Origin of the sequence: Corynebacterium kalidii (assembly GCF_022869005.1) — a bacterium.
In the GTDB taxonomy this organism is placed as follows: Bacteria; Actinomycetota; Actinomycetes; order Mycobacteriales; family Mycobacteriaceae; genus Corynebacterium; species Corynebacterium kalidii.
The window spans coordinates 43,046-66,176 of sequence record NZ_JALIEA010000010.1 but is presented as its reverse complement, the minus strand read 5'-3'; the positions used below and the strand labels follow the sequence as shown (position 1 = coordinate 66,176).

General features: G+C 70.1%; 19 protein-coding genes. 12 read left to right on the top strand and 7 right to left on the bottom strand.

All coding sequences use genetic code 11. From position 1 onward, the window contains the following. Position 1: 1 nt before the first annotated feature. A complete protein-coding gene (locus tag MUN33_RS02460) occupies positions 2–1,531 on the bottom strand; it encodes an SLC13 family permease (RefSeq protein WP_244803326.1) in 1,530 nt (509 codons plus the stop codon). Positions 1,532–1,750: 219 nt separating this feature from the next. On the opposite strand from MUN33_RS02460, the gene MUN33_RS02455 reads away from it, so the two are divergent. The 7 genes from MUN33_RS02455 to MUN33_RS02425 all read left to right on the top strand — a co-directional run bounded on the left by MUN33_RS02455 (position 1,751) and on the right by MUN33_RS02425 (position 9,748). Continuing rightward, entirely contained in the window at positions 1,751–2,635 is an 885-nt protein-coding gene (locus MUN33_RS02455) for an SDR family NAD(P)-dependent oxidoreductase (RefSeq protein ID WP_244803325.1), read from the top strand. Positions 2,636–2,640: 5 nt separating this feature from the next. Next, positions 2,641–4,047 carry an MFS transporter gene (locus MUN33_RS02450; protein WP_244803324.1) on the top strand — a complete coding sequence of 469 codons (1,407 nt, stop codon included), beginning with the start codon at positions 2,641–2,643 and terminating at the stop codon, positions 4,045–4,047. Then, entirely contained in the window at positions 4,044–5,540 is a 1,497-nt protein-coding gene (locus MUN33_RS02445) for an AMP-binding protein (RefSeq protein WP_244803323.1), read from the top strand. The genes MUN33_RS02450 and MUN33_RS02445 overlap by 4 nt, the downstream gene beginning before the upstream one ends. Then, positions 5,537–6,346: an SDR family oxidoreductase gene (locus MUN33_RS02440; RefSeq protein ID WP_244803322.1), complete on the top strand. Its 810-nt coding sequence runs from the start codon at positions 5,537–5,539 to the stop codon at positions 6,344–6,346. Before MUN33_RS02445 ends, MUN33_RS02440 begins: the two co-directional genes overlap by 4 nt. Before the next feature lie 15 nt (positions 6,347–6,361). Continuing rightward, complete coding sequence (locus MUN33_RS02435) at positions 6,362–7,501, top strand: acetyl-CoA C-acyltransferase (protein WP_244803321.1); 1,140 nt, start codon at positions 6,362–6,364, stop codon at positions 7,499–7,501. An 18-nt stretch (positions 7,502–7,519) separates the two neighbouring features. Continuing rightward, positions 7,520–8,158 (top strand): TetR/AcrR family transcriptional regulator, encoded by a 639-nt coding sequence (locus MUN33_RS02430; protein WP_244803320.1) that lies wholly within the window; start codon positions 7,520–7,522, stop codon positions 8,156–8,158. Positions 8,159–8,377: 219 nt separating this feature from the next. Beyond that, entirely contained in the window at positions 8,378–9,748 is a 1,371-nt protein-coding gene (locus tag MUN33_RS02425; protein WP_244803319.1) for a lipase family protein, read from the top strand. A 10-nt stretch (positions 9,749–9,758) separates the two neighbouring features. On the opposite strand, the gene MUN33_RS02420 is transcribed toward MUN33_RS02425, so the two are convergent. Both MUN33_RS02420 and MUN33_RS02415 read right to left on the bottom strand, forming a co-directional pair. Next, positions 9,759–12,086, bottom strand: a complete 2,328-nt coding sequence (locus tag MUN33_RS02420) for a heavy metal translocating P-type ATPase (RefSeq protein WP_244803318.1) — start codon at positions 12,084–12,086, stop codon at positions 9,759–9,761. Between the two features lie 2 nt (positions 12,087–12,088). Further along, entirely contained in the window at positions 12,089–12,298 is a 210-nt protein-coding gene (locus MUN33_RS02415; RefSeq protein WP_244803317.1) for a heavy-metal-associated domain-containing protein, read from the bottom strand. Positions 12,299–12,471: 173 nt separating this feature from the next. Here MUN33_RS02415 and MUN33_RS02410 point away from each other — a divergent pair, with 173 nt between their 5' ends. Then, positions 12,472–13,548 carry an alkene reductase gene (locus MUN33_RS02410; RefSeq protein ID WP_244803316.1) on the top strand — a complete coding sequence of 359 codons (1,077 nt, stop codon included), beginning with the start codon at positions 12,472–12,474 and terminating at the stop codon, positions 13,546–13,548. 3 nt (positions 13,549–13,551) lie between these two features. Here MUN33_RS02410 and MUN33_RS02405 read toward each other — a convergent pair whose 3' ends face one another. From MUN33_RS02405 to dprE1, 3 genes are all read right to left on the bottom strand, one after another. After that, positions 13,552–14,436 carry a Fic family protein gene (locus MUN33_RS02405; protein WP_244803459.1) on the bottom strand — a complete coding sequence of 295 codons (885 nt, stop codon included), beginning with the start codon at positions 14,434–14,436 and terminating at the stop codon, positions 13,552–13,554. A gap of 397 nt (positions 14,437–14,833) precedes the next feature. Next, a complete protein-coding gene (dprE2, locus tag MUN33_RS02400; protein WP_244803315.1) occupies positions 14,834–15,592 on the bottom strand; it encodes a decaprenylphospho-beta-D-erythro-pentofuranosid-2-ulose 2-reductase in 759 nt (252 codons plus the stop codon). 24 nt (positions 15,593–15,616) lie between these two features. After that, positions 15,617–17,032, bottom strand: coding sequence for a decaprenylphosphoryl-beta-D-ribose oxidase (gene dprE1, locus MUN33_RS02395; protein WP_244803314.1), 1,416 nt, complete (start codon positions 17,030–17,032; stop codon positions 15,617–15,619). A 49-nt stretch (positions 17,033–17,081) separates the two neighbouring features. On the opposite strand from dprE1, the gene MUN33_RS02390 reads away from it, so the two are divergent. Next, complete coding sequence (locus tag MUN33_RS02390) at positions 17,082–20,153, top strand: hypothetical protein (protein ID WP_244803313.1); 3,072 nt, start codon at positions 17,082–17,084, stop codon at positions 20,151–20,153. Between the two features lie 22 nt (positions 20,154–20,175). Here the strand turns inward: MUN33_RS02390 and MUN33_RS02385 are convergent, their stop codons facing one another. After that, positions 20,176–20,496 (bottom strand): hypothetical protein, encoded by a 321-nt coding sequence (locus tag MUN33_RS02385; RefSeq protein ID WP_244803312.1) that lies wholly within the window; start codon positions 20,494–20,496, stop codon positions 20,176–20,178. Positions 20,497–20,605: 109 nt separating this feature from the next. Here MUN33_RS02385 and MUN33_RS02380 point away from each other — a divergent pair, with 109 nt between their 5' ends. The 3 genes from MUN33_RS02380 to MUN33_RS02370 all read left to right on the top strand — a co-directional run bounded on the left by MUN33_RS02380 (position 20,606) and on the right by MUN33_RS02370 (position 22,992). Continuing rightward, on the top strand, positions 20,606–21,076 hold the full coding sequence (locus tag MUN33_RS02380; protein WP_244803311.1) for a DEAD/DEAH box helicase family protein: 471 nt from the start codon (positions 20,606–20,608) through the stop codon (positions 21,074–21,076). Continuing rightward, positions 21,073–21,696 carry an N-acetylglucosamine-6-phosphate deacetylase gene (locus tag MUN33_RS02375; RefSeq protein WP_244803310.1) on the top strand — a complete coding sequence of 208 codons (624 nt, stop codon included), beginning with the start codon at positions 21,073–21,075 and terminating at the stop codon, positions 21,694–21,696. The genes MUN33_RS02380 and MUN33_RS02375 overlap by 4 nt, the downstream gene beginning before the upstream one ends. Before the next feature lie 78 nt (positions 21,697–21,774). After that, entirely contained in the window at positions 21,775–22,992 is a 1,218-nt protein-coding gene (locus MUN33_RS02370) for a hypothetical protein (protein WP_244803309.1), read from the top strand. Positions 22,993–23,131: the final 139 nt, after the last annotated feature.

Sequence of the window (23,131 nt, the reverse complement as noted above, 5' to 3'; positions counted from 1 at the left end):
CTCAGAGGGTGAGTGGGAGTCCGAGTGCCGGCCAGACGACGAAGGCGAAGACGACGGTGACACACAGGAACATGGGGAACAGGAACGCGGAGACGAGCAGCAGGTCGGACGCCGTGAAGCGGGGGAGGTCGTCGTCCTGCCCGTCGGTGGTGTCGTCGCCCCGGAAGATCGTCAGGGGTTTCGCGGACGACGCCATCGTGTGGCAGTAGCCGGCGGCCGCGGTGGAGATGAACGCCGCGGCGACGGGATTCACCCCGGCGGCCGGGGCCAGGGCGAGGACCAGGGGGACCAGGACCGCCGACCGTGCCGAACGGGACTGGACGACCAGGTGCGCCAGGGCGGACACGACGATGACCACGATGACGAAGCCGGTGGTGTGTAGTCCGGCGAAGACGCCTCCGGTGAGTACCTGGACCGCCCCGGACTCCGTCAGTGCGGTGCTCAGGGCCACGGTCGCGGCCATGAAGATCAGCAGTGACCAGGGGACATCGTTCATCGCGCCCTTCAGGGTGACCGTGCCCACCACCGGGGACGCCGCGAGGACGGCCCCGAGCACCGCGACGAGCGCCGGCGGGATCCCGTGCAGCCCCTCGGTGAACCACAGCACCGTGACCACGGTGAGGAGCACCAGGACCCTGGTCTCCGGCGCGGACAGGGGCTTCGTCGCGGGGAGGCTGAGGTCGAGCCGCTGTCGACGCTGCTCCGGTGTGGACAGGCACTGCAGGATGATCTCCGCTGCGAGATGCGACGTGACCAGTGCGAACGGTAACCCGAGGACGAGCCACCGGGTGAAGGGGATCCCTTCTTCGCCGCCTGCGGTGAGTATCTGGACCGTGATGAGGTGGGCGCCGGCACCGATGAGGGACGCCACCGCCGAGAACAGGACGACGCCGGGCAGGGCCACGGCCAGGACCCGTCCCAGCCACCGGGGGAGGGCCCGGGCGACGACCAGGAAGACGGGGAGGACGAGGGCCGCCCGGCCACTGGTCGCCGGAACGACGAACGCCGTGGTCACCGCGGCCAGGGTGAGCAGGTGCACCAACGCCCGGGAGGACGTCACCCCGTTGCACAGGAGGGACGCTGCCCGGTCGGCGAGCCCGGTGGCCGATATCGCCGACGCGACGATGAAGGCCCCGATGAGCAGCCAGATGGTGCTGTCGCCCAGTGGTGAGAACAGGGCGTCTTCCTCGATGACCCCGGCGACGACCAGGACACATGCCGCGGTGAGGGCGACGAGCGTGTCCGGGACCGACGAGAACACCCACAGCCACACCGCCGAGGCGAACACCAGGAGGGTGAGCCTGGCGTCCCCGCCGGTCTCCGGCGGCACCGGGAGGAACCAGATGGCGGGGATCCCGGCCGCGGCGACCGCCCCCACCACGAGAGCGGCCCACGGTCGCGACCGGGACGGGGTCTCCGTCGTCTCCGCCGTCTCCGTCGTCTCAGACGGTGGAACGGTGAAGGGCACGGTGTCGGGGTCGGATGCGGTGTTGGATGCAGGGTCCGTGGTGGCGTTCGGTCGGGGGGTCATCGGATGCTCGCCTTCGTGGTCGATCTCTGCGGTGGTCGGGACACCGGACGTCCCGACAACCCCATCGTCGGGTCCGGCCGTGAACCGGGGATGAAACGGGAATGAGAGATCTTTCATGGAGCCGCGATCGCTCGATCGCAAAACAAAATATTGACACGACTGCGATCCACGTCACATAATACTCGGCAGTATTGCAGATCACATCGAGAAAGGCGTGTCATGGAAGAGTTCACGGGACAAGTCGCCGTCATCACCGGGGCAGGTGGGGGACTGGGCAGGGCCCACGCCCTCGCCCTCGCGGAACGCGGCGTGAAGATCGTCGTCAACGACCTCGGTAACGCCGCTGCCGTCGTCGACGAGATCATCGCCGCCGGCGGCGAGGCAGTCGCCGACAACGCCGACATCTCCGACGTCGACGCCGCCACCGCCCTGGTCGACACCGCCGTCGAGCGGTGGGGCCGCATCGACATCCTCATCAACAACGCCGGCATCCTCCGTGACAAGAGCTTCGCGAAGATGGACCTCGCCGACTTCCGCAAGGTCGTCGACGTCCACCTCATGGGGTCGGTGAACTGCACCAAGGCCGCCTGGCCGCACATGGTCGACCAGGGCTACGGCCGCATCCTGATGACCACCTCGGCCTCCGGCATCTACGGCAACTTCGGCCAGGCGAACTACGGTGCGGCGAAATCCGCGCTGGTCGGGCTGACCAACGTCCTCGCCATCGAGGGCGCACGCAAGGGCCTCAAGGTCAACGCGTTGGCGCCGACCGCCGCCACGCAGATGACCGACGGACTCATCGACGAGGACGCCGCCGCGAAGCTCGCCCCGGAGACCGTCGCCCCCGGCGCGGTGTTCCTCGTGTCGCCGGACGCCCCGACCGGGGTGATCCTCGGCGCCGGTGCCGGCGTCTTCGCCGTGTCCCGCATGCTCGAGGCCGAGCCGGTGGCCCTGTCCGCCGAGGACTGCACCGCGGAGGGCATCGCCGCCCGGTGGGACGAGATCTCGGACCTCGGCAACCCGCACTCCCTGGGCTCAGCCTTCGACCAGACCGCGTTGTACGTGCGGACGGCGACCGGGGCCTCCGCGGCGGCGGGGCGGTGAGCGGGATGTCCGCCGTATCCGTCACGTCCGCCACCAGCCACCTCCATGCCGTCGCCACCCGCAAAGCGATGCTGCGGCTGCTGCCGGTCCTGTGCCTCGCGTACTTCATGTCCTACGTGGACCGCACGAATATCGCGATGGCGAAGACCCAGCTGCAGGCCGACGTCGGGATCAGCGTCGCCGCGTTCGGGCTCGGCGCGGGTCTGTTCTTCGTCACCTACGCCTTCCTCGAGGTGCCCAGCAACCTCATCATGTACCGGGTCGGTCCCCGCCGCTGGATCTTCCGCATCGCGGTGAGCTGGGGCACCGTCACGGCCCTGATGATGTTCGTCAGCAACGACATCACCTTCTACCTGCTGCGCATCCTGCTCGGGGCGGCCGAGGCCGGCCTGTTCCCGGCGATGATGTTCATGATCACCCAGTGGTTCGCCCAGAAGGACCGGGCGACCGCGATCGGCTACACCTACCTCGCCGCGACGATCGGCATCTTCCTCGGCGGGCCCATGGGCGGTGCGCTGATGGGCATGCAGGACACCCTGGGCCTCCACGGCTGGCAGTGGATGTTCCTCGTGGAGGGCATCCTGACCATCCTCGTCGGGTTCGTGGTGCTGGTCATGCTGCCGGACACGCCGCAGACCGCGGGCTGGTTGAACCAGGAGGAGGCCGACGCCCTCACCGACGGCGCCACGGGTGGCGGTGAGGCTCACGAGCGGCACTCGGTCAGGGGCAACGTCAAGGTCGCGTTCGGGCGGCCCTTCATCCTCCTGATCGGCCTGATCTACTTCCTCAACCAGGTCACCAACAACGGCGTCACCTTCAACGTCCCCTCCATCGTGGAGGAGATGAACGTCAGCAGTACCTTCATGATCGGCCTGCTCAGCGGAATCACCGGTGTGGGTGGGACCCTCGGGGTGCTCCTGATCCCCAGGATCGCCAAGCGGTTCACCAACGAACCTGCGATCATCGGGGTGCTGGCCGGTGGCTGTGCCGTGGTCGCCGCACTGTTCCTCGCGACGTCCTCCCCGGTGCTGCGGATCATCCTCATCGGTGTCCTGGCCTTCTTCTACCTGGGGACGCTGCCGTTGTTCTGGTCGGTGGCGATGCCCCGGATGACCGGCCTGATGGCCGCCGCCGGCTTGGCGTTCATCAACACCGTCGGTCTCACCGGTGGATTCGTCGGACCGTACGTCTTCGGTCTGATGGAGAGCGCGTCGGGCACGCCCGTGACCGGTTTCTGGATCATCATCGGGGTCTCCGTCGTCGGCGTCTTCCTGGCCATGGCGCTGGGGCGGGCGTTGAAGAAGGAGGACCGGGCCCTGGCGAAGGAGGCGGCGGAGGCCGCCGCGACCCGCACCACCTTCCGCCGGACGGATGTCCCGGAGCACACAGCAGACCTGAAGGAGAAGAAGTGACTGAGCAGTACAGTGAACCCGACCTCGGCTTCCCCCTCGCGGGCATCCCCGGGTTCTACGCCTCCCGGATGCCCGACACGGTCGTCGTCGAGGCTGGCGGGGACAGGCTGACCTGGCGGGACCTGGACAGCCGCAGCACCCGGGTGGCCCGGGGCCTGCGGGCGGGAGGTGCGGAGCGCGGCCGGATCGTCTCCCTGTTGATCCCCAACTCCACGGACCTGGTCGTGGCGCTCTTCGCCTGCTACAAGGCCGGTGCGTCCCCGCAGGTGCTGTCACCGCGGATGACCGGCCACGAGCTCGCCGCGATCCTCGAGCTCGGCGACCCGGCGGCGGTGATCGTCGTGGACACCGGTGACGGCCCCGACCTCCCCGGTGCCGTGACACTGCCGGAACTGGCCGACGGCCACGGTGACGAACCCCTGGAAACGCAGGTCGCGGCGTCGTGGAAGGCCCCGGTCTCCGGCGGCTCCACCGGACGGCCGAAGATCATCCTCTCCGGACGGGAGGCGGTCACCTCGGACTTCGACCCGTCCTTCTGGGGGATCGGCCCGGGCGAGCGGGCCCTGATCACCGCGCCGCTGTTCCACAACGCCCCCTTGAGCACGACCCTGTCCACCATCTTCCGTGGCGGTTCGGTCTGCCTGCTCAGCAGGTTCGACGCCGAGGGGACACTCGCGCAGATCGACCGGTTCGGTGCGACCTGGATCTACCTGGTGCCGACGATGATGCGCCGCATCCTCGCCCTGCCGGAGGACGTCCGGGCGTCCTACTCCCTGGCCTCCGTCCGGTCGTTCTGGCACTGTGCCGAACCCTGCCCGGCATGGCTGAAGGCGGAGTGGATCGACTGGGTCGGGGCCGAACGGCTCTGGGAGCTCTACGCCGGCACCGAGGCGGAGGCCGGCTGCACCATCCGGGGCGACGAATGGCTCGGACACCGAGGCTCCGTCGGCACGGTGACCTGGGGGACGATGGTCCTGCTGGACGAGGACGGGCAGCGGATCACCGAGTCAGGTGTCACCGGCGAGGTCTTCATGCGACCGCCGGAGGGCATGACCGCGACCTACCGCTACATCGGGGCCGAACCCAAGGTGACCGACGGGTGGTCGTCCCTCGGCGACATGGGCCACTTCGACGACGACGGGTACCTCTACCTGCACGACCGCAGCTCCGACATGGTCACCGTCGGCGGGGTGAACATCTACCCCGCCGAGGTCGAGGCGGCGCTGATGGAGCATCCGCGCGTGCTGGTCGGTGTGGTCGTCGGCCTGCCGGACGACGACGCCGGCAACCGGCTCCACGCGATCATCAACACCACCGGCGGCGACGTCACCGACGGCGAACTGGCCGAATTCCTCACCACACGGCTCTCGCGCAACAAACTGCCGCGGACCTACGAGACAGTGGAGGAACCGCTCCGCGACGACGCCGGCAAGGTCCGTCGACCGGCGTTGCGCGCGGCACGGCTCCCCGACAACACACGGAAGGCATCATGACCACACCAGACCTGTTCGACATCTCGGGACGTACCGTCCTGGTCACCGGCGGCGCCCGGGGCATCGGGCGCATGATCGCCGAAGGCCTGCTGCGCTCCGGGGCGACCGTCCTGGTGACCACGCGGAAACCCGAGGCCGCCGAGGAGGCGCAGCGGGAGTTGTCCCGCATCGGCGGCACCGTGCACGCCATCGCCGCCGACATCTCCACAGAGGAGGGGTGCCGGGACCTGGCCGAGCAGGTCGGGGCACTCATCGACCACCTCGACGGACTGGTCAACAACGCCGGGGCGACCTGGGGCGCCCCCTTCGACGAGTTCCCCCCGTCCGCCTGGGACAAGGTGCTCGGGGTGAACGTCAAGACCCCCTTCATCCTCACCCAGCTGCTGCGGCCACTGCTCGAGGCCGGTGCGGGGGCGACCCCGTCCGGCCCGTCCCGCATCATCAACATCGGCTCCATCGACGGCCTGGCCGTCCCGAACTACGAGAACTACTCGTACTCGGCGTCGAAGGCGGCGGTCCACCACCTGACCAGGCACATGGCCTCCACACTGGCACCGTCGGTCCTGGTCAACGCCATCGCGCCGGGACCGTTCCCCACCAGGATGATGCAGTGGGCCATCGACGAGCACGGCGACGAGATGAACGAGGCCAACCCCCTCGGGCGGCTGGGACGACCCGAGGACGCCGTGGGGCTCGTGACATTCCTGCTGTCCCCGGCGAGTTCCTTCATCACCGGCACGACGATCCCCCTTGACGGCGGACTGACCACCACGATGTCCGTCAACCTGTACGACACCGAGAACTGAGGAAAAGAGACGACCATGAGAGAAGCAGTGGTGGTGTCCACCGCCCGGACCCCTATCGGCCGTGCCTACAAGGGTGCGTTCCGTGACACCCAGGGCCAGGAACTCGCCGGCCACGCCATCGCCGCCGCCGTGGAGCGCGTCGGCCTGGACCCGTCGGAGGTGGAGGACGTCATCCTCGGCTGCGCCATGCAGGAGGGCTCCACCGGGTACAACGTCGCACGTCAGGCGACGCTGCGGGCCGGGCTGCCCGTGACGGTGCCGGGCATGACCGTCGACCGTCAGTGCGCGTCCGGGCTGATGGCCGTCGCCACGGCGGCCAAGGAGATCATCACCGACGGACTGCAGGTCGCCGTCGGTGGCGGCGTGGAGTCCATCTCACTGGTGCAGAACGAGCACCGCAACAGCTACCGTGCCGTGGACCCGTGGCTCGCGGAGAACGGGCACGACGTCTACATCCCGATGCTGGAGACCGCCGAGAACGTCGCGGAACGGTTCTCCGTCTCCCGGCAGGCCCAGGACGACTACGCCCTGGAGTCCCAGCGGCGCACCGCCGCCGCACAGGAGGCCGGCCTGTTCGACGAGGAGATCGTCCCCTTCGGCGGACTCTCCCTCGACGAAGGGAACCGTCCGAACACCACCGCCGATGGCCTGGCCGGGTTGAAGGCCGTGCTGCCGGACCGCGCCGGACACGCCGCGACGATCTCCGCCGGCAACGCCTCCCAGCTCTCCGACGGTGCGGCCGCGGTGGTCCTCATGGAGAAGGACGAGGCCGCCCGCCGCGGCCTGGAGCCGATGGGCACCTACCGGGGGATCGCGGTGGCCGGGTGCGAGCCGGACGAGATGGGTATCGGGCCGGTCTACGCTGTGCCGAAACTGCTGGAGCAGCACGGACTCACCGTCGACGACATCGACCTGTGGGAACTCAACGAGGCGTTCGCCTCCCAGGCGGTGTACTGCCGTGACACGCTGGGTATCGACCCGGAGAAGTACAACGTCAACGGCGGTGCCATCGCCATCGGCCACCCGTACGGCATGAGCGGTGCCCGCATGGTCGGCCATGTGCTGCGCGAAGGGCGGCGACGTGGGGCCCGGTACGTGGTCGTCACGATGTGCATCGGCGGCGGCATGGGCGCTGCCGGCCTGTTCGAATTGTGACTGTATACACTGGAGACCATGACAGCGGAGACCTTCGGTGTGGACACCACTGCCCATGATCAGGCGCGTCGTCAGATCCTCGACGCCGCCGCCGAGGTCTTCCAGCTCAGGGGATTCGACCGCGCCACCATCGACGACATCGCCGAGGAGATCGGGGCGACGAAAGGGCGCGTCTACTACTACTACCGCTCGAAGTTCGACATCTACCTCGCCGTGTACGAGGAGGGGATGAAGAACGTCCGGCGGGTGGTGGAACCGTTCTCCACCGGTGGCGGCACCGGTGCGGAGCGGCTCGCCGCCATGAGTGAGGCGCACCTGGTCAACCTCATGCAGAACCTCGGCTACCACAATGCGATCCACCAGGGTGTTCCCGGCCAACGGTTCGCCGCGCTGAAGGAGCGGCAGCGGGAGGTGCTGGGGACGATCAACGGGCTGCGCGAGGAGTACGAGGTGATGTTCCGGCAGGTCCTGGAGGACGGCGTGGCCGACGCCAGCATCCGCGACGGCGACCGGCGCCTGATGACCCGTGTCCTGTTGAGCAGCCTGAACAGTACGGCGATGTGGTTCCGGCCCCGCGACGGACAGGACGGGGCGGAGATCAGGGCACTCGCCGGTGCGGTCGTCGGTCAGGCACTCGGCGGACTGCTGCGCGCGTGACGGCCGCCCGTGACGATCGTCCGTGCCAATACTGATGAAATCACACTGTTTTCTCTCCCATGATCCCGGGTCCCATGATGGGATCCGGGATTGTCGCATCCTCCGTCGCAGGTCACGGCCTTCTTCCTGAGGGGTGCCACGCCGAACACCGGCACCTCCCCGAGGAGTCCGGATTCCGTGGCTACGGTGTCGTCAACTGACTGACGATCGGGAGGAACGATGCGGGACACGAAGAAGACACGGAAGACACTGTGGGCGACACTCGTCGCCCTGGCCCTCGTCGGCGGGGCGGCGCCCGCCTGCGCCGGGACGGCCGACGGCCCACCGGGGGAGACGACGGTGTCCGCCCCCGTCACCGCCCCGGCGGAGATCCCGACTGTCCAGGACGACGGGTCCTTCTTCTCCCTCCCCGACGGCGGTGACCTCCGGGGCCTGGCACCGGGGGCGCCGGTGAAGCAGCGCACCGTCCCGGCGAGCATGGAGGAGTTCGACGCCCCGCTGCAGGTCACCCAGGTGCAGTACCGCACCACCGACTCCCTCGGCGACCCGTCCGCCGCCGTGACCAGCGTGATCCACCCGCCGGCGTCGGTCGAACCGTCCGGCGGCACCGTGATGTACGCCAGCTTCTACGACTCCATGCGGCCCGAGGACGGCCCGTCGCGCGTCCTGGCCGGGAACGTCACCGAAGGGGGCGCGGTCGTGCTCGCCGAATTGGCCTTCGTCGCACCGCTGCTGGCGGCCGGGCACACCGTCGTGATGCCCGACATCCAGGGCGAGCGGGAGATCTTCGCCGCCGGGCCCGAGTACGGGCAGATCATCCTCGACGGTCTCCGGGCGGCCCACCGCACGCCCGGGGCGGACGTCCCGTCCGACGCGCCCACCGCCCTCGTCGGCTACTCCGGCGGGTCGATCGGCGCGGGGTGGGCGGCGATCCTGGCGGAGAGCTACGCCCCGGACGTCGCGGAGGGCATTGTCGGGGTCGCCCAGGGCGGCACCATGGTGCGGCCCGAGCACAACCTGGCCTACGCCGGCGAGGGGAGTGGATGGTCCGGCGTCGTCGGTATGGCCATGGTGGGGTTGACCCGCGCCTACGGTGTCGACATGGACCCCTACCTCACCGATACCGGCCGGCAGGTCTTCGCCGACATGGACCGGGTCGCCATCGGCGACGCCTCCGACGCCTACGAGCACCTGCGGTGGGACGAGATCATCCGGCCGGAGTACCCCGACCCGGACTCCATCCCCGAGGTGCGCCGTCTCCTGGACGACACGAACATGGGCTTGCGCGACACCCCGCCGTTCCCCCAGCTCCTGGTGCAGGCCGGCGGCGGTACCGCCGAGGACACCCCGCCCCACCCGGTCCTCGGCGACGGTGACGGGGTGATGCTGCTCGGCGACACCCGCACCCTGGCCCGGAAGTACTGCGAGGACGGCACGGACGTGGACTACCGCGAGATCCCCACCGGCGGTCACGCGATGGCGGGGGCGGCGTGGGCGACGCAGATGGTGCCGTGGGTGAACGCCCGCGTGGCCGGGGAGACCCCGACCAGCACCTGCGGGCAGATCCCGGAGGGGAACCCGCTGGTGTGAGCAGCTGTACTCAGCTGCCGTGGCTGGACCGGAACCCGCGCAGACGCAGCGAGTTCGACACCACGAACACCGAGGAGAAGGCCATCGCCACTCCCGCGAGCATCGGGTTGAGTAGCCCGATCGCGGCCACCGGGATCAACGCGACGTTGTAGGCGAACGCCCAGAACAGGTTGCCGCGGATCGTGCCGAGCGTGCGGCGCGACAGGCGGATGGCGTCGACGGCGGAACGCAGGTCGTCGTTCATCAGGGTGATGTCCGACGCCTCGATCGCCACGTCCGTCCCCGCGCCCATCGCCAGCCCCAGTTCGGCGGCGGCCAGTGCCGCGGCGTCGTTGACGCCGTCACCCACCATCGCCACGTTGCGGCCCTCGGCCTGCAGCGACTCGACGTGGTCGACCTTCTCGTCCGGCATGACACCGGCGATGACGTGCGCGGGGTCGATCCCCACCTCGGCGGCGACGGCACGGGCCGCCCCCTCGTTGTCGCCGGTGAGCAGCATCGGGGTCAGCCCCAGCTCCTTCAGCCCGGCGACAGCCTCCGCGGAGGTCGGCTTCACCGTGTCCCGCACGGTGACCACGCCGGCGGCCCGCCCGTCGACCTCGACGACCACCGGGGTGCCGCCGGCGTCCTGCGCCCGGTCGAAGGCCTGCCGCAGCCTGTCGGACAGGGCCGCCGCGGGACGGCCCACCGTCACCGTGGAATCGTCGACCTGCGCGGTCACGCCACGGCCGGCCGTGGTGCTGAAGTCCGTGGCCGCGGGGATCCCCGCGGCCGCCTCCTGCTCCTCGGCCGCCCGCACGATCGCGCGGGCGATCGGGTGCTCGGAACCGGACTCCACGGCGGCGGCGAGGGCGAGCAGCTGCTCGGTGGAACCGTCCCCGTCCCCGGAACCGTCCTCGTCCGCGGTGACCTCACTGACGGACATCACCCCGGAGGTGACGGTGCCGGTCTTGTCCATGACCACGGTGTCCACGCGCCGGGTGGACTCCAGTACCTCGGGCCCCTTGATCAACAGGCCGAGCTGGGCGCCGCGGCCCGTGCCCACCAGCAGCGCCGTCGGCGTGGCCAGTCCCAGGGCACACGGGCAGGCGATGATCAGCACGGCGACCGCGGCGGTGAACGCCGGGGCCACGCCGCCACCGGTGGCGATGTGGATGACCAGGGTGGCGACGGCGACGAGGATGACCACCGGGACGAAGATCTGCGAGATCCGGTCCACCAGGCGCTGCACGGGCGCCTTCTTCGACTGCGCGTCGGTGACCAGACGGGCCATCTGCGCCAGGGTGCTGTCCTCGCCGGTGCGGGTCACCCGCACCAGCAGGCGTCCCGAGGTGTTGATCGTCGCCCCGGTGACGGTGGACCCGACGGCGACCTCCACCGGCACCGACTCGCCGGTGAGCATCGACTCGTCCACGGCGGAGCTGCCGTCGGTGACGACGCCGTCCGCCGCGATCTTCTCGCCGGGACGGACCACGACCACGTCGTCGACCTGCAGCCGGCTGGTGGGTACGCGGACCTCGGCACCGTCGCGCAGGACGGTGGCGTCCTTGGCCCCCAGGTCCAGCAGGGTTCGCAGGGCCTCGGAGGAGCGCCCCTTCGCGCGGGTCTCGAACCAGCGGCCCAGCAGCAGGAACGTGATCACCACCGCGGCGGTCTCGAGGTAGATCTCGTCCATGGTGGTGTCGGACGGGAGCAGGTGCATCTCCATGGTCATGCCGGTCATCCCGGCGTTGCCGATGAACAGGGCCCACAGCGACCACAGGTAGGCCGCCGTCGTCCCCATGCTGACCAGGGTGTCCATGGTGAAGGCGCCGTGGCGCAGGTTCGTCAGCGTGGCCCGGTGGAACGGCGCGCCGCCCCAGAAGTACACGGGCGTGACCATGGTCAGCACGGCCCACTGCCAGTTGTCGAACTGCAGTGCCGGGACCATGCTCAGCAGCACCACCGGTACCGTGACCAGCGCCGAGACGATGGTGCGCTTCTTCAGGTCGGCGGCCTCGCTGTCGCGGGCGGCGTCGACCCGCGACCGGTTGTCGTCCTGCGCCCCGTCGGTGTCGGGTGTGACGTCCTGTTCTCCGTCGGCCATGGCGAAGGCGTCGTACCCGGCGCCACGCACCGTGTCGATCAGCGACCCGGGGTCGGCCTTCGACGGGTCGTAGTCCACGGACGCGGACTCGGTGGCGAAGTTCACGGTGGCGTCGACGCCGTCGAGTTTGTTGAGCTTGCGTTCCACGCGGCTCGAACACGAGGTGCAGGTCATGCCGGTGACGCCGAGGTCGAGGTGGATCACGTCGACCGGTTCGACCGGCTCGACAGGTGTGACGGGTGCAGTGGTCATGCTCAGCTCCTGATGCTGTATCCGGCCTCGGCGACGGCGTCGGCGACCGTGGAGTCGTCGAGGTCCTCGCCGGTGACCGTGACGGTGCCGGTGGAGAGTTCGGCGTCGACGGAGGTGACGCCGGTGATCCCGCCGATCTCCTCTTCGACGGACGCCTTGCAGTGTCCGCAGGTCATGCCGTCGACGGTGTAGTTCCTGGTGATGGTGGTCATGGTGTCCTCCTTGGTTGCTTCTGTCTCCTTGACAGGGCCCACTGTATACCCCCATGGGGTATATCGCAAGGGGTGGTGCCGTGCCGGGGAATACCACCGGGGCCGGCCGGGTTGTTCCGGGAATGACGACAACTCCCGCGACAGCGACTTCGACGACTCCCGCGACTTCCACGATGACGACCTCACTCTTCGACCCGCTGGACACCGGCGCGCTCCACCTCACCAACCGGGTGACCATGGCCGCGCTGACCCGCCAGCGGGCGGACGAGGACGGCGTCCCCACCGACCTCCACGTGGAGTACTACCGGCAGCGGGCCTCCGCCGGCCTCGTGCTGACGGAGGGGACGTTCCCGGCCTTCAGCAACCGCTCCTTCCCCGGCCAGGCCGGTATCGCCGACGCCGCACAGCAGGAGGGGTGGGCGCAGGTCGCCGAGGCGGTCCACGCCGAGGGCGGCACCCTGGTGATGCAGATCATGCACGGTGGCCGGACGTCCCACCCCGACCTGCTGCGCGGTGGTGAGCCGGAGGCGCCCAGCGCGATCGGTACCGGCGGCCCGGTCCGCGGGTTCTCCGGCAAGCTCGACGGTGTGGTGCCCCGGGCTCTGGGCACCGACGAGATCCCGCGGATCGTCCAGGAATTCGTCGACGGGGCACGCCGGGCCGTCGACGCCGGTGTCGACGCAGTCGAGATCCACGGTGCGAACGGCTACCTGCTGCACGAGTTCACCGCGGCGTCCTCGAATCACCGGGACGACGCCTACGGGGGATCCCCGGAGAACCGGGCCCGCCTCACCGTCGAGGTGGTGCGCGCGGTGGCCGCCGAGATCGGTGCCGACCGCACCGCACTGCGCATCTCCCCGGAACACGGTGTGCAGGGCGTCCCGGAGGACGACCGGGGGGACGTCCTGGCGACCTACGGCGCCCTGATTGACGGAATCCGTGACCTCGGGCTGGTGTACCTGTCGGTGCTGCACGCCGACATCGACGGTGACCTCGTCTCCGCCCTGCGCGCGAGGTTCGCGGGGACGTTCCTGCTCAACAGCGGGTTCGGCCACGTCACCGAGCTGGACGAGGCACGGCACATCGTCGAGGACGACCTGGCCGACGCCGCGGTGGTCGGACGTCAGTTCATCGCCAACCCGGACCTGGTCCTGCGGTGGAAGGACGGCCTGGAGCTGAACACCCCGGACTCCTCGACGTTCTACGTCGGCGGGGCGCACGGGTACACGGACTACCCCTTCGCGGGGTAGCTCTCACGGCATCCCGCGACGCCCGGCGCGTTCCGCGAACTCGTCCAGGAGTTCGAGAACCTCGGGGCTGCGCCATGCCCGCCGTGAACTGGTGATCTGTGAGCTGACCAGGATCCCGTCCTCCTCCAGCCGGTCCAGCGCGCGCCGGGTGTTCACCTGGCTGAGACCGAGTTCGCCGCAGATGATGTCGGAGTCGACGACCGGCTGGCGCACCAGGATGTCGAGGATCCTCCAGTCGGCGGCGTCTTTCCGGGCGTGGACCCTGTCGGTCCAGGTATGCCGGATCGCGGTCAACTCGCCTCCCAGCCATTCCCCGAGCTCTGCACCACGCAGTGCAGACCGGGAGATCAGCTGGACAATCGCGTTGATGTCTCCGGCGCGGTAGGTGTCCAGGGCTGCGAAGTAGGACTCGGGGTCCTCGAGGATGCCGGCTGCGAGCGGGAGGGTTCCGTTCCGGGACACTCCACGGGCACGGAGGATCCTGTGCATCAGTGCACGTCCGGTCCGGCCGTTCCCGTCGGCGAACGGGTGGACGGTCTCGAACTGGGCATGGCTGACCGCTGCGAGGACGAGGGCGGGGACATCGCGGCGCGTCATGAAGACCACCAGGTCCTCCATGAGAGCCGGAACGCGGCCAGGCTCGGGGGGTACGAACAGGGCGCCGTCCGGGTGGCTGTCGCTGCCGCCGATCCAGACCGGGGTGTCGCGGAACACTCCGGCGATCGTGGGGTCACTGGGCCCCAGCAACAGCTCGTGCATCGTGAGAATGGACTGGAGGGTCGGGAGATCCTGTGCACCGATGGCTTCGGTCATCTGGGCCGTGGCGGCAGCGATCAATGCGGCATTCCCGGTCCGTCCCGAAGGGGCGTCGAACAGTTCAGCCTCCATCACTTTCCGTGACGATGACGTGAGCTGTTCAATACGGGAGGACGCCACGGACTCGCCCCGGAGAAGGAGGGGGGCGAAGGGGAGGATACCGGACGCTTCTGTCGCATCGAACCTGGTGGCCGCGATCGTCGCCTCGTCAGCGAGGGTCAGATTGGCCTCAGTGAGATGGGCCGACACATGCTCGAGTTCCGATATCCGTGGAGGAGTGGCGGACGTGTAGTGCGTGGGTTGGCGCCGTCTCGCCCGATTCGACAGCAGCGCACGGGATGTCCAGGGCAGGGTTTCGTAGGAAACGTTCGGCCATGACGACATGGAATACGTTTATACCATGATCCGTTCGCGTCGATGTCAACGCGAATGGATATTGCCTCTTCCGTTCGTGAGCGGCGGAACTGTCCTACAGCGGCAGGCGCCGCACGATGAACTGCGGCAGGTTCTTCAGGATCAGCATGATCGGGCGGAACAGCGGGTGGATCCAGATGACCGGCTTGCCGCCGTCGACACCTGCGGCGACGGCCTTCGCGGCGTCGGTCTTGTCCACGGTCAGCGGGGCGTCGTCCAGCCCGGCGGTCATGTTCGTGCGCACCTGGCCGGGGCGCACGGTCAGCACCTTCACCCCGGTGCCACGCAACGCCTCGCCGAGCATGCGGTAGAAACCGTCCACGCCGGCCTTCGTGGAGCCGTAGACGAAGTTCGAGCGTCGCACCATCTCACCGGCGACCGACGAGAAGACCACGATCTGGCCGTGGCCCTGGGCCTTCATCCGGTTGGACAGCAGCACACCGACCGAGACGGCGCCGGTGTAGTTCACCTGGGCGGCGAGCACGGCCTGCTTCTGGTCGGTCCACTGCACCTCGTTGTCACCGAGCACACCGAAGGCGACGACGGCCAGGTCGATGTCGCCACCGGCCCAGATCTCGTCGAAGACGGCCGGGTGGGAGTCGAAGTCGGTGGCGTCGAAGCCGACGGTCTCCACGGCGGAGGCGCCCGCGGCCTCCATACGTTCCACGGCGGAGGACAGGTCCTCGCCGGGGCGGGCGGCCAGCACCACACGGGCCGGGCCACGGGTCAGGAACTCCTCGACCACGGCGAGGCCCATGTCGGAGGCGCCGCCGAGCAGCAGGATGGACTGGGGCTTACCCACAGCGTTGATCATTGGAAAGACTCTCCTAAACAGGCTCTAGTTGAGCTCGAGGCGGCGGGACATGTCGGAGGCGAAGACGCCCGTGGGGTCGATGGACCGGCGGGTCTCCAGCCAGCCCTCCAGGCCCGGGTACATCCTGTGGAAGTTCTCGGCGGAGGTACGCGACTCCTTGGCCAGGTAGAGGCGGCCGCCGAACTCCATGACGCGCTGGTCGAGCTTGTCCAGGAAGGCGCCGAGACCCGGACGGATCGGGAAGTCCACGCACACGTTCCAGCCGGGCATCGGGTAGCTCAGCGGTGCACGGTTGCCCTCGCCGAAGAGCTTGAACACGTTCAGCGCGGAGTAGTGGCCGGACGCCTGGATGTCGCGGATGATGTCCTTGAACGGTTCCACGGCCTCGGTCGGCACCACGAACTGGTACTGGAGGAAGCCCTTCGACCCGTAGCCGCGGTTCCACTCCCCGATGAGGTCGAGCGGCTGGTAGAACTGCGTGAGGTTCTTGACCTGGTTCTTCGCCGGGGCACCCATCGTGTAGTACGCCAGGCCCACGGCGGACAGCGTCAGCTTGTTCAGGGTGAAGGACGGGAAGATGTCCGGCACGGTCATCAGCTGCGGGGCGTTGAACTTCAGCGGGTCCGCCGCCAGCTTCGGGGCGTACTCCTTGAGCTGGTCCAGGGTGGCCAGCGAGCCGCGGGAGATCGTCGCCCGGCCCAGTTTCGGGGCGGGGGAGATGCAGTCGAACCAGGCCGACGAGTAGGTGTAGTTGACCTCGGAGCCGTCGGAGTGTGCGGCGATGGTCTCGTCGAGGGTGTCGGTGCGGTCGGTGTCCGCCAGGAAGTAGGCGGTCTCCGTCTTCGTCATCCGGATCGTGGCCCGCAGGATGATGCCGGTCAGGCCCATGCCACCGACGGTGGCCCAGAACAGGGTGCCGTCGGGGTCGTCCGCGGAGCCCTCCGGTTCGAGGTGCAGGACACGTCCGTCGGCGACGAGCAGTTCCATGGAGACCACGTGGTCGCCGAAGGAACCGGCGGAGTGGTGGTTCTTGCCGTGGATGTCCGGGCCGATGGCCCCGCCGATGGTGACCTGGCGGGTGCCGGGCAGGACCGGGACCCACAGGCCGGAGGGCAGCGCGGCCTTCATCAGCTGGTCGAGGGTGACGCCGGCGTCCACGTCGACCAGGGCGGTGTCCGGGTCGATGGAGTGGATGCGGTTGAGCTGCTGCATGTCGATCACCAGGCCACCGCCGTTCATGGCGGGGTCGCCGTAGGACCGGCCCATGCCGCGGGCGATGACGCCGCGCTTGAGGTGGTCGGGCTTGTCGGCGTTGTCGTCGGCGACCTGGGCGACGGCGGCGGAGATGATGTCGACATCAGGGGTGGCGAGGACCTCGGCCGAGGTGGGCGCGGTTCGTCCCCACCCGGTGAGCGTCCGGGTGTGCGTCTTCAGTTCCATGGTGACCACCCTACCGCCGGGGGAGGCCGATCCATGTCATAGTTGGGGCATGGGACGGGTCGGAGATACGCAGGATGTGGCGTGGGTCGCACAGGAATGGGATTCTCTGCGGGGGAGGCGTTCCCGCGGGGAGATCAGCGAGGAGTCCTACCTGCGCAGGTGTGAGGAACTGCCGGATTGTCTGGGAACTTCCCGTGAGGACGAGGAGTTGGCCTACCGGATTGACCTGCTGCGTTGTCTGGAGGGGGAGTCGCTCGACCGTCCGGACACCGTCGACCTGCTGCCGGGGCTGTGGGAGAAGCACCGGGAGGACCCGCACCGCTTCCCCGCGCACCCCGACGCCGGACGGAACGGGGCGGAGGGGGACCTGCCGAACATCTTCGACCTGCTGTGGCAGGAGATCGTCCTGGGTGCGGCGCAGCGTCCGGACATCGCCCTGGCCGACCTGGAGGCACTGGGCGAGACGGCGGCCGGGGCGTTGGAGAGCCTCGGACGGTCCACCACCGACATCGCCGAGACCCGCGTGCGCGTGCTGCTGGCGTTGGGCCGGTTGGACGAGGCGCAGGGGATCCTCGACGACCTGCCGGAACCGTCGTTGCCCGAGGAGATGACGTGGGCGCAGGCGCACCGTTTCCAGCGTGACCTGGATGTCCGCGGCATGGTGGCGTTGCAGCGGGGTGACCTGGAGACCGTGGCCGGGATCGTCGAGGCCATGGAGAACGCCCCGGAGGCCCATGTGCAGCCCACGGTGATGCTGGCGGAGTCGCTGATCCCGTTGTCCGGTGTCGTCGACCCGGAGGTCACGGCGGCGCGGGCGGCGTTCGTCGCGGACCGGGCGGTGGGGTCGCCGGAGTTGTCGGACGCCCTGCTGCAGGTGGCCGAGCTCCTCGCGGTGACGGGACGGACGTCGCTGGCGCTGGGGCTGCTGGACCGGATGCTGCCGGTCATGGCGCTGCACCGGCGGGCCCCCGCCGAGGACGTCCATCTCCTGGAGGGGCTGCACACCGTGCTGGACGCCGCGGCGCGTGCCGGGGCCGGCGAGGTGCGGCCGTTGTTCGCCGGTCTGCCGGCGGTGGCGGACTGGTTGGCGTTGGCGGGGGAGCAGGCCGGCGGCGGGACGGTCGCGGGCCTGGCCCGGTGGACCGGTGAGCGGGCGCGGTCCGCGGCGGCCGCCCTGGACCTCCGTAACGGCAACGACGTGGAGACGCGCGTCGGTTTGGGTCTGCACCGTGCGCCCGCCGGTGCGCCGACGGCGCCGGTCGCCCCGGCACCGGAGTCGCACGCCCTGTCGGTCACCCCGGCGATGCCGTCGTCGTTGCCGTCGTGGGTGGAGGACGCCTGGCTGACCCTGCCGCGGGAGGTCGCGGACTGGCGCGGCGAGGTCAGCGGGACGGCCTCGCCGGAGATCCCCGTGGCGGGCCCGGTGGACCTCACGGCCCTGGACCCGGCGGACACGGTCGCCGCCCTGATGATGTACTCGATGCTGGGCCTGTCGGAGGCGGTGGGTGTCACCGTCGACCGGTTGGCCGTGATCAGTGCCGGGTCGGCGGGGCCCGGCACGCAGGACGGCCCGCAGGATGGCCCCGGCGGTGAGCCGCTCGGCGCGCTGGTCGGGGAGCTGCTGCGGAGGTACGAGACGCAGGACGAGGGCGGCTTCTACGACGAGGCCGACGAGGCTGACAGGTCTGAGGGGTCTGGGACCGGTGCCGGTGGCCCGGTGCTCGACGAACTCGACGAGCTGCTGCGGGAGCGCCAACGCGCCCAGGACGAGGCCGAGGACACCGGTGCCGACCCGGTCACGATCCTGGCGAACCGGGTGGAGACCGTCGTCGGGTTCTGGCAGGGCTCCGGCCCCCTCGTCCGGCGTGTCATCGAGCAGGACGTGCTGATGGGCGGGGTGTACCCCGACAAGGAGTCGCTGCGTCTGGCGTTGCGGGGCGTCCGGCAGGTCACCAGGTTCGTCCCGCGGTCGATACCGGAGGTCGGGTCGGCCCTGCTGGCCGGCATCGTGGAGCTCGCGGCGGACGACCCCGGGACGGACGCCCTGGTGGCGCAGGTGGCGCACTATGTCGCCGGAGTGGCGCTGAGTCTGCCGTCCCCGCCGGCAGGCCCGGTGGCGATGCTCGGGGACGAGGAGGTCCCCGGGCTGCTCGACGAACTGCTGTCGCTGGGGGTCGCGCTGTCCGGGCACGGCGCGTTCCATGAGTCGCTCGCCGTGTACGACAGGTGCCTGGCCCTGGTGAACGCGGGGACGGACGAGCCCGCCGGGGCAGCGATGGCGGAGAGCGACAGTGCGCTGATGCGGGTGCACCTCATGGCGGCGCGTGGTGAGACGTTGGGGAAACTGGGCAACCACCGGGCCGCCGCCGGCGCGTTCGCCGAGGCCGCGGACAACGCCCGGTTCCGGGAGCAGTGGGAGGCCGCCGCGGAGTACCAGGTGACGTGCGTGTCGGCGCTGCTCGACGACCGGGACTTCCCGCGGGCGGCGTTCGTGCTCGACGGGCTCGACGATATCGAGGGGCTGGACTGGCAGCGGTTCCCCCACGCCGCCTTCCGTCGGGAAGCGGAGGCCACCCGCCTGGCGACGGCACTGGTGGGCGACGCCTTCGCCGAGGACTGGCCGGGCCAGGTCGACCGGTTCAAGGAGGCGTACCGGCGGTTCCACGTCGCGGCGTCCACCCTGGAGGCGGAGCTGCCGTCCGAGGAGCTGGCGTTGCGGGCGGCCGGGGACCTGGTCGACCACGTGCTGTCGGTCAACCGGGGCCTGGTGCACACCGACCGGGTCGCCGAGGCGCTGGAGCTGACGGCGTGGGCCGCCGGAGTGGCGAAGAAGGCGGAGGAGGCGTTCGTCCGCGCGGGTGTGGGGCCGGTGCCGGGCACGGCGGTGGAGTCGGCGCGCCTGGAGGCGTTGACCGAGGAGGCCCTGCTGCTGCACGTGCTCGGGCGGGACGACGAGGCGTTGCTGATCTTCGAGTCGGTCGTCCAGCAGGCCCGACGGGTCGACGCCGACTGGCTCATCGCCGCGGTGACGCGTCGCCTCGACGCGGCCGCCCGCCACGGTGTCGACCCGGGTGTGCGCGACCGGTACGCCGGGCTGCTCCGGGAGATCAGTGGCGTGTGAACGGTGCCGGTGACCGCCGTGGCTACAGCTCCATGACCTCGCGGACGGTCTCCGGCAGTTCGGCGACGCAGGTGATCGTCGGCCCGTCGTACTCACGCAGTTCGCGGTTGACGATCCGGCGGCTCGTGGAGTCCAGCACCGGGAGCTCCTGGGCGAGCAGCCGCACCATGAACTCGTTCAGCGGGGCCTCGGCCCGCGACGCGGCCTCGTAGCTCTTGTCGGTCGCGGTGCCGCCGACCACGTTGGTCTCCGCACGCGACCCCTTCGTCCCGGCGGGCTGGCCGGCGTTCGCCTTGGCGATGGAGCGCCGCATCTGGTTCTTGGCACGGTCTTTTCCGAACATGACCTCCAGCGTACAACGGCCGTGTCCGGGTGCTGATCTACACTCGGAGGGGAGGCGGATCCCGGCGATGGGGGTGCACGCCGCGACTGCGAGGAGGACCACGATGGCCATGAAAACCAGAACAGGACAACGCGCACTCACGCAGAAGGAGTTCCGGATCATTGCCGCCACCACACTGGGGTACTACCTGGTGCGCGACGTGGTGAAGCGGAAGTGGCCGCGCCGTGCCGGCCAGGCAGCGGTACTCGCCACCGGGGTCGGCCTCGTCCTTGCCGACGAGTGGGAGGCCCTGTCGGACGAGGAACGGGGTGAGATACGTGAATCCCTGGCGCAGATGAGGGAGAACCTGGGCACCAATGCTGCTCCCGGGCTTGTGGTTCTGGCTGGAGCACCAGTCGCCGTTCTCGGTACCGCTGCGTGGCTCAACGGGCGTCTGGACGCGGCGGGAGCGGCGTTGGTCACCAGCACTCTCGGCCGCATCCCTCTGATCGGCGGGATCTTCCGCGCGCTGCCGTCGACGGTGTACGGCGCGGCGCAGGTCGGCGTCGTCTACGCGGTGAACGGGAAGGTGGACGCATGACGGGCACGGCAGGCGACACCGGGGCCACGCAGTCCCAGCAGGCGGGCGCGACCCGGCCCCAGGACCCACCGGTGATGGTCGCCGCGACCGTCGGTGACGTCACCGCGGTATGGCAGGTCGAGGTCGACGCGCGGGTGCTGCTCGGGGACTTCAGCGGGGCCTGGCTCGTCGATCAGGCCGGGGTGCACGGATTCGCCGCCGACGCCGACTGGATCGAGGAGCGCGGTGACCGCGACGCGGTGCTGTCGCTGATCCTCGGTCGTCCCGTCGTCGTCTCGGGCGAGGCCGCGGGACTACCCGAAGGACTACCGGACGGGACGCAGGTGGTGGACCTGCCGGCGACCATCGAGAACGCCCGCGCGGCGGTCGAGCGCAACCGGGAGGACTTCGCCGCGGCGAACCCGGGCAAGCGGCAGCCGGCCTGGGGTGAGATCGAGTTCGCGGAGCAGGACGGGTTGCCTCCCCAGGGGCTCGACGGCGACGCCGCCGAGGCGGTCACCCGGTGTATGGCGACCGCCCGGGGCGTCCGTCGCCTCGCGCAGAGCTGGAACGTCGTCGAGAAACTCCGGGTCCAGCGCCTGGGTGGGGAGCTGCGGGCCCTGCCGCTCGTGCTGGCCTGAGGGAGGGGGCCGGCGGCCGGTTCGGTGGCTGGTCCGGACACCCGGCACCATCCCGGTAACGTCGCTACCCTTGGTGGCATGAACGCACGGCATGCTTCCCGGCCGGACCGCTCCCGCGGCCCGGTCTCCGGTGACGGGCTTGCCGCCGTCCTCCGGCTGCCGTTGCTGGACGACCCCCCGGGCCCGGCGGCCGACGACGGCGGGACCTCCCCGGCCACCCTACTGGTCCTCGCGGAGTACCACCGGCCGTCCACCGGCTTCTACACCCGTGCCCTGGGGCTCAACGACCAGCTGTCCGTCGCCGAGACGGTGCGCGCGGTGCTGATCGCCTTCACCGTCCCCGGTGCCGAGCGGATGCTCGACGGGGCCGCCACCGGCCCGGCCTGGTCCCTGCAGGCCCGCCGTCGGGACCGCCTGCGGGTCTACAGCCGCACCGCCGGACCCATCGGCACCACACTGGACGAGGCCCTGGGCCGTGACGGCACCGCCACCCTGCTCGTCGACGACACCGTCATCACCGTGACCACCGCCGGGGCGATGACCAGGGACGAACACACCCCCGACGCGGTCTGCCTCGCCGGGGAGTTCATACCCGAGTCCGGCACGGGGACCGACGCCTACCACGGCACGACCGCCCCGCCGACCGCCCCGGTGCCGCTCCCCCCGCCCCTGCTGTTCGCCGGCCCCACCGGCAGTCGCGGGCCGGGCGACATCGACGTCCCGCGGGACGTCGACCTCGCTGCGGTGAACGTTGCCCTGACCGGGGAGGAGACCGTGGAACAGATCCTCGACGGCCTCGCCCCGGAACTCCGGGACCTGCTGCTGGCCGGCGACCTCTACGAGTTCACCCCCCTGCTGCAGGCCCTCGACCTCGGCCGCGCCGCCCAGGTCCCGGACGGCGTACGGGCCGTCCTGGACGGTGTCCCCGCCGAGACGACGCGGCTGGGACGGGCCGCGGCGTGGTCGCGGATCGTGGCCCTGTCCACCCTGTCGGACCGGGCGACCGCCGACGAGATCTCCGAGATGCTGATGTCCGCCCTCGGCTTCACCTGCGCCGACGCCGGTATCGCGCCGGGTGGCGGCCGGTTGTCCGCGGACCCGCTGACCGCCGCCGAGATCCGCGGGCTGTCCACCGCGACCGGACGGACACTGGCCGCCTGCGGTGCCGGCGTGTGGGAGGCGAAGGACACGACCGGTTCGGTGGTGACGCCACTGGTGCCGCGCAGTAGTCTGCTCGAGCGGCTCGAGATGTACCGCTACCTCCTGCAACGCCACGACGCGGCCCCCGGCGACTGACCGGGAACGGCGGCCGGGTCCGACACCACGGGTGCCGCCGGTGTTTCGTAAATGGCGGATGTGCCAGTAGCGTATGTCCGATAAGTGTCCGTGGACCGTTCCCGGACCGAAGACCACCACCAGTGCAGGGAGGACGCCC

Excerpts from the sequence above, each read along its gene's own strand:
- MUN33_RS02460 (WP_244803326.1), bottom strand. The coding sequence starts at position 1,531 with ATGACCCCCCGACCGAACGCCACCACGGACCCTGCATCCAACACCGCA.
- MUN33_RS02455 (WP_244803325.1), top strand. The coding sequence starts at position 1,751 with ATGGAAGAGTTCACGGGACAAGTCGCCGTCATCACCGGGGCAGGTGGG.
- MUN33_RS02450 (WP_244803324.1), top strand. The coding sequence starts at position 2,641 with ATGTCCGCCGTATCCGTCACGTCCGCCACCAGCCACCTCCATGCCGTC.
- MUN33_RS02440 (WP_244803322.1), top strand. The coding sequence starts at position 5,537 with ATGACCACACCAGACCTGTTCGACATCTCGGGACGTACCGTCCTGGTC.
- MUN33_RS02435 (WP_244803321.1), top strand. The coding sequence starts at position 6,362 with ATGAGAGAAGCAGTGGTGGTGTCCACCGCCCGGACCCCTATCGGCCGT.
- MUN33_RS02430 (WP_244803320.1), top strand. The coding sequence starts at position 7,520 with ATGACAGCGGAGACCTTCGGTGTGGACACCACTGCCCATGATCAGGCG.
- MUN33_RS02425 (WP_244803319.1), top strand. The coding sequence starts at position 8,378 with ATGCGGGACACGAAGAAGACACGGAAGACACTGTGGGCGACACTCGTC.
- MUN33_RS02420 (WP_244803318.1), bottom strand. The coding sequence starts at position 12,086 with ATGACCACTGCACCCGTCACACCTGTCGAGCCGGTCGAACCGGTCGAC.
- MUN33_RS02415 (WP_244803317.1), bottom strand. The coding sequence starts at position 12,298 with ATGACCACCATCACCAGGAACTACACCGTCGACGGCATGACCTGCGGA.
- MUN33_RS02410 (WP_244803316.1), top strand. The coding sequence starts at position 12,472 with ATGACGACCTCACTCTTCGACCCGCTGGACACCGGCGCGCTCCACCTC.
- MUN33_RS02405 (WP_244803459.1), bottom strand. The coding sequence starts at position 14,436 with ATGGAGGCTGAACTGTTCGACGCCCCTTCGGGACGGACCGGGAATGCC.
- dprE2 (WP_244803315.1), bottom strand. The coding sequence starts at position 15,592 with ATGATCAACGCTGTGGGTAAGCCCCAGTCCATCCTGCTGCTCGGCGGC.
- dprE1 (WP_244803314.1), bottom strand. The coding sequence starts at position 17,032 with ATGGAACTGAAGACGCACACCCGGACGCTCACCGGGTGGGGACGAACC.
- MUN33_RS02390 (WP_244803313.1), top strand. The coding sequence starts at position 17,082 with ATGGGACGGGTCGGAGATACGCAGGATGTGGCGTGGGTCGCACAGGAA.
- MUN33_RS02385 (WP_244803312.1), bottom strand. The coding sequence starts at position 20,496 with ATGTTCGGAAAAGACCGTGCCAAGAACCAGATGCGGCGCTCCATCGCC.
- MUN33_RS02380 (WP_244803311.1), top strand. The coding sequence starts at position 20,606 with ATGAAAACCAGAACAGGACAACGCGCACTCACGCAGAAGGAGTTCCGG.
- MUN33_RS02375 (WP_244803310.1), top strand. The coding sequence starts at position 21,073 with ATGACGGGCACGGCAGGCGACACCGGGGCCACGCAGTCCCAGCAGGCG.
- MUN33_RS02370 (WP_244803309.1), top strand. The coding sequence starts at position 21,775 with ATGAACGCACGGCATGCTTCCCGGCCGGACCGCTCCCGCGGCCCGGTC.